The organism is Shigella sp. SIG6 (genome assembly GCF_053555815.1).
Map to the genome: position 1 here is coordinate 1 of NZ_JBQZXC010000129.1, position 9,562 is coordinate 9,562.

The 9,562-nt window shown below is 51.4% G+C and carries 8 protein-coding genes and 3 pseudogenes; 6 read left to right on the forward strand and 5 right to left on the reverse strand.

Annotation, left to right across the window (positions count from 1 at the left end; all coding sequences use genetic code 11):
• Positions 1 to 166 precede the first annotated feature (166 nt).
• The 5 genes and pseudogenes from dgcP (at position 167) to yeaX (ending at position 2,603) form a co-directional block, all read left to right on the forward strand.
• A pseudogene (dgcP, locus tag ACUU1M_RS16615) lies at positions 167 to 1,192 on the forward strand (diguanylate cyclase DgcP).
• A 32-nt stretch (positions 1,193 to 1,224) separates the two neighbouring features.
• Positions 1,225 to 1,323 carry a YoaK family small membrane protein gene (locus tag ACUU1M_RS16620; RefSeq protein ID WP_001219350.1) on the forward strand — a complete coding sequence of 33 codons (99 nt, stop codon included), beginning with the start codon at positions 1,225 to 1,227 and terminating at the stop codon, positions 1,321 to 1,323.
• A 2-nt stretch (positions 1,324 to 1,325) separates the two neighbouring features.
• Entirely contained in the window at positions 1,326 to 1,400 is a 75-nt protein-coding gene (gene yoaJ, locus ACUU1M_RS16625; protein ID WP_001386836.1) for a protein YoaJ, read from the forward strand.
• A gap of 115 nt (positions 1,401 to 1,515) precedes the next feature.
• Positions 1,516 to 1,587: pseudogene (locus tag ACUU1M_RS16630) on the forward strand (hypothetical protein); the annotation flags it as partial.
• Between the two features lie 55 nt (positions 1,588 to 1,642).
• Positions 1,643 to 2,603: pseudogene (gene yeaX, locus ACUU1M_RS16635) on the forward strand (carnitine monooxygenase reductase subunit YeaX).
• Between the two features lie 53 nt (positions 2,604 to 2,656).
• On the opposite strand, the gene rnd reads toward yeaX, so the two are convergent.
• The 5 genes from rnd to ACUU1M_RS16660 all read right to left on the reverse strand — a co-directional run bounded on the left by rnd (position 2,657) and on the right by ACUU1M_RS16660 (position 9,029).
• Positions 2,657 to 3,772 carry a ribonuclease D gene (rnd, locus tag ACUU1M_RS16640; RefSeq protein ID WP_001307844.1) on the reverse strand — a complete coding sequence of 372 codons (1,116 nt, stop codon included), beginning with the start codon at positions 3,770 to 3,772 and terminating at the stop codon, positions 2,657 to 2,659.
• 81 nt (positions 3,773 to 3,853) lie between these two features.
• The gene (gene fadD / locus ACUU1M_RS16645) at positions 3,854 to 5,539 is read right to left on the reverse strand and encodes a long-chain-fatty-acid--CoA ligase FadD (protein ID WP_005049882.1); all 1,686 of its coding nucleotides are present in this window, start codon (positions 5,537 to 5,539) and stop codon (positions 3,854 to 3,856) included.
• A 205-nt stretch (positions 5,540 to 5,744) separates the two neighbouring features.
• Entirely contained in the window at positions 5,745 to 6,326 is a 582-nt protein-coding gene (yeaY, locus tag ACUU1M_RS16650; RefSeq protein WP_000290576.1) for a Slp family lipoprotein YeaY, read from the reverse strand.
• A 39-nt stretch (positions 6,327 to 6,365) separates the two neighbouring features.
• Positions 6,366 to 7,061, reverse strand: a complete 696-nt coding sequence (tsaB, locus tag ACUU1M_RS16655) for a tRNA (adenosine(37)-N6)-threonylcarbamoyltransferase complex dimerization subunit type 1 TsaB (protein ID WP_001220997.1) — start codon at positions 7,059 to 7,061, stop codon at positions 6,366 to 6,368.
• Between the two features lie 57 nt (positions 7,062 to 7,118).
• Positions 7,119 to 9,029 carry an ATP-dependent DNA helicase gene (locus ACUU1M_RS16660; RefSeq protein ID WP_000128850.1) on the reverse strand — a complete coding sequence of 637 codons (1,911 nt, stop codon included), beginning with the start codon at positions 9,027 to 9,029 and terminating at the stop codon, positions 7,119 to 7,121.
• Between the two features lie 131 nt (positions 9,030 to 9,160).
• Here ACUU1M_RS16660 and ACUU1M_RS16665 point away from each other — a divergent pair, with 131 nt between their 5' ends.
• Positions 9,161 to 9,505 (forward strand): RidA family protein, encoded by a 345-nt coding sequence (locus ACUU1M_RS16665; RefSeq protein ID WP_005074823.1) that lies wholly within the window; start codon positions 9,161 to 9,163, stop codon positions 9,503 to 9,505.
• The last annotated feature ends 57 nt before the right edge of the window (positions 9,506 to 9,562 follow it).

Here is a 9,562-nt window from a genome sequence, read left to right on the forward strand (position 1 = left end):
TTTATCCAAGCTTAGAGTATCGCGGTATCGTTTTGTTTTGCAGCACTATTTTTATTACATTCACTCAAAACATATTACGTCTTGTTTCATCTTTGTTGATGATGTTTTATCATGCCTGCAAAGATTAAATAATCAGCACTTACCCGCCGTATCCTAGAGTTGTTCCGTGTCAGATCAGATTATCGCCCGCGTCTCGCAATCCCTTGCCAAAGAACAGTCACTGGAAAGTCTGGTCCGACAGCTTCTGGAGATGCTGGAAATGGTCACTGATATGGAATCAACCTACCTGACCAAAGTGGATGTCGAAGCGCGCCTGCAGCATATTATGTTTGCCCGTAACAGCCAGAAAATGCACATCCCGGAGAATTTTACCGTCTCGTGGGATTACTCGTTATGCAAACGCGCCATTGATGAAAACTGCTTTTTCAGCGATGAAGTCCCTGACCGTTAGGGCGACTGTATTGCGGCACGCAATCTTGGCATCACCACATTTCTGAGCACGCCAATTCACTTACCGGATGGATCATTCTATGGCACGCTTTGCGCCGCCAGCAGTGAGAAGCGCCAGTGGAGTGAACGCGCGGAACAGGTTTTACAGTTATTCGCCGGACTGATTGCACAATATATTCAAAAAGAGGCACTGGTTGAACAGCTGCACGAAGCCAATGCTGCGCTGATTGCGCAATCGTATACCGACTCGTTAACCGGGCTACCGAATCGGCGGGCGATTTTTGAAAATCTGACGACGCTGTTTTCCCTCGCCCGGCATCTTAACCATAAGATAATGATCGCGTTTATCGATCTGGATAACTTCAAATTAATCAATGATCGTTTTGGTCATAATAGTGGCGATCTGTTTCTCATTCAGGTTGGCGAGCGCCTTAATACGCTCCAGCAAAATGGCGAAGTTATTGGTCATCTCGGTGGTGATGAGTTTTTGGTTGTTTCACTAAACAACGAGAATGCGGATATTTCGTCGCTGCGAGAACGTATTCAACAGCAAATACGTGGAGAATATCACTTAGGTGATGTTGATTTGTATTATCCCGGTGCCAGTCTTGGCATAGTAGAAGTCGATCCTGAAACAACCGATGCAGACAGTGCCCTGCATGCTGCCGATATTGCGATGTATCAGGAGAAAAAACACAAACAGAAAACACCTTTTGTCGCGCATCCAGCGCTACATTCCTGAGGCGTATTCACATCCTTTTGATTGGTGATAACATGCGAATCGGTATTATTTTTCCGGTTGTAATCTTCATTACAGCGGTCGTATTTTTAGCATGGTTTTTTATTGGCGGCTATGCTGCCCCGGGAGCATAAAGATGAAAAAAACAACGATTATTATGATGGGTGTGGCGATTATTGTCGTACTCGGCACTGAGCTGGGATGGTGGTAACGTCACCTCTAAAAAATAGCAAAGGCTGCCTGTGTGCAGCCTTTGTGCAATTTAAGCGTTAACTTTTAATCTTCCTGTAGATAAATAGCACGACAATCGCACCAATAACGGCTGAAGCGGTAGTGGCATTTCCGAACATGGTATCGCCCATTTCCATAATCTGCTGGCGCAGGTGTTTAAGGACTAATGACATCGGCGGCGGTATTTTCCGCCGCTGGGCTGATTTTTGATGGAGTACAGCAATGTCAGACTATCAAATGTTTGAAGTACAGGTGAGCCAGGTTGAACCCCTTACCGAACAGGTGAAACGCTTCACGCTGGTGGCAACCGATGGCAAACCGCTGCCTGCGTTCACCGGAGGAAGTCACATCCTAGTGCAGATGAGCGATGGTGATAACCAGTACAGCAATGCGTATTCACTACTGAGTTCACCGCATAACACCTCTAGTTATCAGATTGCCGTTCGACTGGAAGAAAACTCGCGCGGCGGTTCCCGCTTTTTGCATCAGCAGGTAAAAGTGGGCGATCGGTTAACGATCGCCTAATAACCTGTTTGCGCTAATTCCCTCAGCCAGAAAGCATCTGTTTATCGCGGGCGGTATTGGTATCACCCCTTTCCTGTCGCACATGGCAGAGCTGCAACACAGCGACGTCGACTGGCAGCTACATTACTGCTCGCGAAATCCAGAAAGTTGCGCATTTCGTGATGAGCTAGTCCAGCATCCGCAGGCTGAGAAAGTCCATTTGCATCATTCATCAACCGGAACACGACTGGAATTAGCGCGATTATTGGCGGATATCGAACCTGGCACACACGTTTATACCTGTGGCCCCGAGGCGCTAATTGAAGCGGTAAGAAGTGAAGCTGCGCGTCTGGACATCGCCGCCGATACGCTGCACTTTGAGCAATTTGCTATCGAAGACAAAACCGGCGATGCATTTACCCTGGTGCTTGCCCGTTCCGGAAAAGAGTTTGTGGTGCCGGAAGAGATGACTATTTTGCAGGTTATTGAAAATAATAAAGCCGCGAAAGTGGAATGTTTATGTCGTGAAGGGGTATGCGGAACCTGCGAAACGGCAATACTGGAAGGTGAAGCTGACCATCGGGATCAGTATTTTAGCGATGAAGAGCGTGCCAGCCAGCAAAGTATGTTGATCTGTTGTTCGCGTGCGAAGGGTAAACGCCTGGTGTTGGATTTGTAGTTTGCCAAAGCCGGATGTGGCGCTGAGCGCGCCCAGTCCGGCTTCGGAAGATTTTACTGCGGATATTCCTGCAATAAATTGTGTAATGCTTCCGCCATCAGCTCACCACGCCAGCCGGAAATCAGCTCCGGCAAATTGTTCTGCGGTTTCAGTTTCCAGTGCCAGTTCAGCAGTTGGTTGATTTGCCGACGCGATGCCAGCAATTCGGCGCTGATCTTATGCGTTTCGCTCACGTCAGTAATCAGCGACTTAATCGCTTTAAACGCTTTACGATAACCAGGCATGTCCATCAGGTTAAGCATCGGCTGCGGTAAGGCATCTTCCGGCAATGTCTGCGCTTTTTCCACCAGCGCCAGCAGCGTTTTACCGTGAAAGCGGATTTCGCTACCGGATAAACCCAGGCTGTCCAGTTCGCCTAAACTTCCCGGCATATAACGCGCGACCGACCACAAATGCTCTTCACGCACGACAAAGTTCACCGCCAGATCACGCTCTCGCGCCTTGCGCAGTCGCCAGTCGGCTAACAGTTGCAGACAGGCCAGTTGGCGTGTGCGTAACTGCCAGGCATTGGTGATATCACGCCAGGCATCTTCCGGCGCAACGACTTCCTGACGACGCATTTGCATCAGGCGGCATTCATCCAGCGCCGCAGGTAGCCAGCCGGAGGCCTCCGTTTCTACCATAAGCTTGGCGGTGATCGGTAACAGATACCAGACATCCGCCGCTGCGTATTCACACTGACGTTCGGTCAGCGGTCTGGCCAGCCAGTCGGTGCGCGATTCACTCTTGTCCAGCGTAACGCCGGAATACTCTTCCACCATGGAAGCGAAACCCCATGACATCGGGCGTCCGCAGAAGGCAGCAAGGATTTGCGTGTCAATCAAGGGTTGTGGTAATTCGCCAAAGACATTGAGGAACACTTCCAGATCTTCACTGCCTGCATGGAGAAATTTTGTGATGGACGGATCGCGCAGGATCGCTTTCAGCGGTGACCAGTCGGTGATCCCGAGAGGATCAATTAGCGCCAGATGCTCGCCATCGAAAAGTTGAATCAACCCCAGCTGCGGGTAATAAGTGCGCGTACGAACAAATTCAGTATCCAGGGCTATCGCCGGAAAGGCACGGACGGCTTCACACAAAGAAGCCAGCGCATCGTCCGTGGTAATCATTTGGTAATTCAAATTGTTTTCTCTTTAGTGGGCGTCAAAAAAAACGCCGGATTAACCGGCGTCTGACGACTGACTTAACGCTCAGGCTTTATTGTCCACTTTGCCGCGCGCTTCGTCACGTAATTCTCGTCGCAAAATTTTTCCGACGTTAGATTTCGGTAACTCATCACGAAACTCCACCAGCTTCGGTACTTTGTATCCCGTGAGCTGACGGCGGCAAAAAGTCACCAGTGACTCTTCGGTAAGCGATGGATCTTTTTTCACTACGAAGATTTTCACCGCTTCACCACTGGAGCCGGAAGGTACGCCAACAGCCGCGACTTCCTGTACGCCAGGATGCTGCATGACGACATCTTCAATCTCGTTGGGATAGACGTTAAAACCGGAAACCAGAATCATGTCTTTTTTACGATCGACAATGCGCAGGAATCCTTCTTCATCCATCACCGCGATGTCGCCGGTGTGTAACCAGCCATTTTTGATGATCTCATCTGTAGCATCCGGACGCTGCCAGTAACCCAGCATCACCTGCGGTCCTTTGACACAAAGCTCACCCGGTTGACCCGGTGGTACTTCGTTGTCGTCGTCATCCACCAGTTTGGCTTCCGTCGATGGCACCGGCAAACCGATGCTACCGCTATGATAATCAATATCATACGGGTTAACGCTCACCAGCGGCGCGCACTCGGTCAGGCCATAACCTTCCAGCAGATACTGTCCGGTCAGTTTCACCCAGCGTTCTGCCACCACTTGCTGAACAGGCATCCCACCGCCTGCGGAAAGATGCAGACTGGAGAAATCCAGCTGCTGGAACTCTTTATTGTTCAGCAACGCATTGAACAAGGTGTTAACGCCAGTGATAGCGGTAAACGGATATTTCGCTAACTCTTTTACCAACCCTGGAATATCACGCGGGTTAGTGATAAGCAGGTTCTGCCCACCCAGTTCGATAAACAGCAGGCAGTTAATGGTCAGGGCAAAAATGTGATACAGCGGCAGTGCCGTTACTACCAGTTCTTTACCTGGATGCAGCAACGGCCCATAGGTGGCGTTGACCTGTTCCAGGTTCGCCAGCATATTGCGGTGAGTCAGCATCGCGCCTTTCGCCACACCTGTGGTGCCGCCGGTATATTGCAGGAAGGCTAAATCTTCCGGCACCAGTTCGGGTTTGACGTACTGCATCCGGTAGCCGTTATGCAGTGCGCTACGAAATGAAATGGCATCTGGCAGATGGTATTTCGGCACCAAACGCTTGATGTATTTAACAACGAAATTGACTACCGTGCCTTTTGCCGTAGATAGCTGATCGCCCATACGGGTCAGAATTACGTGCTGAACGGCGGTTTTATCAACCACTTTTTCCAGAGTGTGGGCAAAGTTAGACACGATAACAATCGCCGATGCGCCGCTATCGTTAAGCTGATGCTCAAGCTCACGCGGGGTATACAACGGGTTAACGTTTACGACGATTATCCCGGCACGCAAAATGCCAAATAGCGCCACCGGATATTGCAATAAGTTAGGCATCATCAACGCAACGCGATCGCCTTTCTTCAGCCCCAACCCTTGTTGCAAATAAGCGGCAAACGCGCGACTGCGTTCTTCCAGCTTGCGGAAGGTCATCACCTCCCCCATATTCACAAACGCAGGCTGATCGGCGTAGCGCGCGACCGACTGCTCAAACATATCTACCAGAGATTGATAACGGTCAGGGTTGATCTCCGTCGGAACGTCCGCGGGATAACGGTTAAGCCAAACCTTCTTCAATTCTTCACCTCTAAAATGCGTGTTCGTCGTCATCGCAACCCCAAATGATATACACGCTGTTAACATAATATTAACTCATCATACCAGCTTGATAATTACCCAACGAAAAGGTTGCGAAGCGCGTCACTATTTATTTTTATCTTTACCGTAAGAATGCAGAAACAGCGGACCAGCCGCTGTTTCTGCATTCTTTAAAAACAAGCAATTATTCGGTTACAACTGTTTGTACTCTCGCGGGGCCGGGATTATACCAGCCCCATCCGCCGTAGCCATAGGGCCAGCCACGACCGCCATAAAACCATGGATCAATCGGCTGAGGCGGCATAATCACCTGCTGGGTTAAATGCCAACGTTTGTAACCCGTTACTTGCATCACCATAAATTTATAGGGCGTATTGCCGATTTTGCCGTCAACCGCACCGGTGATTGGCCCGACTACCGTAACCAGTTGTCCACGGAAATCCACCGGGTCCAGAAAACCGTTCACATCGGCATAAATGCGACCGCGAGAAGGTTCTCCCAGCGTCGGCCTAGCTCCGCTGTCCAGCGGTACGGTAGCAATTTCCAGGCGGGTTTTCCCTTGCTGGTTTTGTACCGCAACCACTTTGCCACCAAAGCGTGCCTCCTGACCAACGTACAGCTGCGGCGCACTCATCACCCGAACTAAATCTTGTTGCGGCGTGGGACTGCTGCCTTTAATGGCGTCCGGCACAGTGACACAACCGCTCAGCATTAGCGCAAACGTACCAGCCAGTATGCCTTTGATAACATTCTTTTGAACCGCCATGATGCGACTCCTTTTTTTCTCAGGGCATACTCTTAAGATTCATTCTTTGCCCGGAAGTTTCTTCCATGCGACGTTGTTACGCAAATAAACCGGCTCGGCATGTTCCACCGCCACCGTTTTACCCTCGGCAAACATCTGACAAGCAATCGGCAGCATATCTTCTGCAGCGGGGAGTAACACTTCGCCATCGCGCAAAACCAGCCCGCTCTCTTTACCGAGATCCGGCCAGGCTTGCCAGCCCGTCCCTACCGTCACCCATTCGCCGGAAAGCTGTTGCATTCGTTCATGAACGAGTTCGGGTTTGAGTACGGCTTCGGTTTCTTCACCGTGCCAGATACCGTTTTCATCACGCTGATATTCGGCCCAGTAAACTTCGCCCATTCGCGCGTCAATGGCTGACAGCACGCGTGTTGCGCCGTTTTTGCGCCACGCCCCTTGCGCCATCGTCATTAGCGTGGAGACGCCAATCATCGGTAATTCCGCGCCAAGCGCCAGCCCTTGCGCGATGCCAATACCAATGCGCACGCCGGTAAAGCTACCGGGGCCGCGCCCGTAAGCCAGAGCGTTAATATCAGTCAGGGAAGTTCCGCTGGTGGTCAGGATATCCTGCACCATCGGTAAGATTCGTTGAGTATGTTCACGAGGGCAAAGCTCAAAATGAGCGTTGACAGTACCGTCGTTCCACAGGGCGACAGAGCAGGCCTCTGTCGCGGTATCGATAGCCAGAATTCGCATGGGTCTTCGTGCTTAGATCAATAAAAAGGCGCGCATCATACCATACTCCGTAACAAATTACCTGGAGAATGGTATCGCAAGGAAACGAACCGCACGGGCAATGTCACGGGTGCGTGGCGCGGGCGGCAGACTGGCGAGAAACGTCGCGCCGTAAGGACGCATCACCAGCCGATAGTCACAAATCACCAGCACGCCACGATCGTCGGCGTCGCGAATCAGTCGACCTACCCCCTGTTTGAGAGTAATGACGGCATCTGGTAGTTGCACTTCATCGAACGGGTCGCCACCGCGCAAACGACAATCTTCCATGCGCGCTTTTAACAGTGGATCATCCGGCGAGGTAAACGGCAATTTGTCGATAATTACCAATGACAATGTATCGCCACGCACGTCCACCCCTTCCCAGAAACTACTGGTTGCCACAAGAAGCGCATTACCGGCACTGACAAACTGCTGCAACAGTTGGCCTTTACTGGTTTCCCCCTGCAACAAAACGGGAAGCGTCATGGTAGCGCGGAACTGCTCGGCCAGATCGCGCATCATGGCGTGCGAGGTACAAAGCATAAAACAACGACCGTTGTTAGCTTCGATGATCGGTCGCAGCATTGCCGCTAACTGGCGAGCAGAACCTGGCTGGTTGGTTTGCGGCAGATTGCGCGGCACACAGAGTAACGCCTGGCGGCTGTAATCAAACGGGCTTGGCAATAGCAACGACTCCGCCTGTTCTATCCCAAGCCGCGAGGTGAAATGATGCAGATCGTCGTTCACCGACAGCGTTGCTGAGGTGAAGATCCAGCTACCGGGCTTTTGCGCCATTAACTCTTTGAATTTATCCGCCACGCTGAGCGGCGTGAGCGCCAGAGTAAAATGGCGCGAAGTGCATTCGTACCAGTAGCTGTAGCCCGGCTGATTGATCTCTTTTAGCCGCTTCAGCCGTGTGCGATACAACGTGGCGCGCTCAAATGCCGCATCCAGCAAGGCGGAACGCCCCAGTGACAGTTTCGCCACGTCATAACAAAGTTCCAAGGTGTCATCGAGCAGTAAAAATGCCCGCTGAATTTGCGGATTAGCTAACAGCTCACGCAGGTTACCGCGATAACCTGGCTCACCGAGTTGCAGACGAAAATCCTGCGCACTCTGGGCAAGACGATCAGCGCACTTTTGTAACTGCTGGGTGTCTTTTAATTCGGTGCGGTAGGCGATGGTGATGTCTTTTGCCAGGTCGAGCAGTTGTCGACTGGAGAGTGACTGACCAAAATACTGGCTGGCAATGTCCGGTAGCTGGTGGGCTTCGTCGAAGATCATGACGTCCGCTTCAGGGATCAACTCGCCAAATCCACTCTCTTTAACCACCATATCCGCCAGAAAGAGATGATGGTTTACCACCACCACATCGGCGTCCATCGCTTTTTTACGTGCTTTGACCACAAAGCAATCTTTATACATCGGGCAGTCGCTGCCAAGACAGTTGTCGTTGGTGCTGGTGACCAGCGGCCACGCCTGTGAATCTTCCGCCACGCTGACGCAGGTGCTGATATCACCATCGACTGTTTGATTAGACCAGGAGCGCAGCAGGATCACATCGCTTAAGATTTGTACCGGCAGATCGCCCCCCGCCAGCGCCTGCTGTTCGAGACGTTCGAGGCAGAGGTAGTTTGAGCGCCCTTTCAGCAGCGCCACGTTGCCCGTATATTTCAATGCCTTTGAGACTGTTGGCAAATCGCGGCTGTAGAGCTGATCCTGCAACGCTTTTGAGCCGGTCGAGATAATGACTTTCTTTTTCGCCCGCAGCGCAGGAGCCAGGTAAGCGTAGGTTTTGCCCGTACCGGTTCCTGCTTCCACCACCAGCGGCTGGCCTTTTTCTATCGCCTGGGTGACGGCTACCGCCATCTGTCGCTGTGGTTCTCGCGGCTTAAAGCCTGGTATCGCTTTCGCCAGCTGACCGTCTGGTGCAAAATCGTCCGTCACACTACCCCCTGTTGATTTGAACAGGGATTATGTCAGGATGAGGGCGCTTTCGCCAGTTGAAGTGGTGACGGCAACCTTACATTGTGGCAGTCTTTGCAGCACGAAAATGGAAGTATAATGAGGACAAAATGATGACTATCGTTCGTATCGATGCTGAAGCCCGCTGGTCTGATGTAGTAATCCACAACAACACGCTCTACTACACTGGTGTACCGGAAAACCTCGACGCCGATGCCTTTGAGCAAACCGCCAACACGCTGGCACAGATTGGCGCCGTGCTGGAAAAACAGGGCAGCAATAAATCGAGCATTCTGGATGCCACCATTTTCCTGGCCGATAAAAACGACTTCGCGGCGATGAATAAAGCGTGGGATGCTTGGGTTGTCGCGGGTCATGCGCCGGTGCGCTGCACGGTACAAGCGGGTTTGATGAACCCGAAGTATAAAGTTGAAATTAAGATTGTGGCTGCGGTGTAAGCTTTATCGAAGCAAAATAAGTCAGACGATAATTTATCGATAATACTGGTCGGTTTT

What these genes read in the sequence shown, in the direction of transcription:
- ACUU1M_RS16620 (WP_001219350.1), top strand. Translation starts at nt 1,225, where the DNA reads ATGCGAATCGGTATTATTTTTCCGGTTGTAATCTTCATTACAGCGGTC.
- rnd (WP_001307844.1), bottom strand. Translation starts at nt 3,772, where the DNA reads ATGATTACCACGGACGATGCGCTGGCTTCTTTGTGTGAAGCCGTCCGT.
- yeaY (WP_000290576.1), bottom strand. Translation starts at nt 6,326, where the DNA reads ATGGCGGTTCAAAAGAATGTTATCAAAGGCATACTGGCTGGTACGTTT.
- tsaB (WP_001220997.1), bottom strand. Translation starts at nt 7,061, where the DNA reads ATGCGAATTCTGGCTATCGATACCGCGACAGAGGCCTGCTCTGTCGCC.
- ACUU1M_RS16665 (WP_005074823.1), top strand. Translation starts at nt 9,161, where the DNA reads ATGACTATCGTTCGTATCGATGCTGAAGCCCGCTGGTCTGATGTAGTA.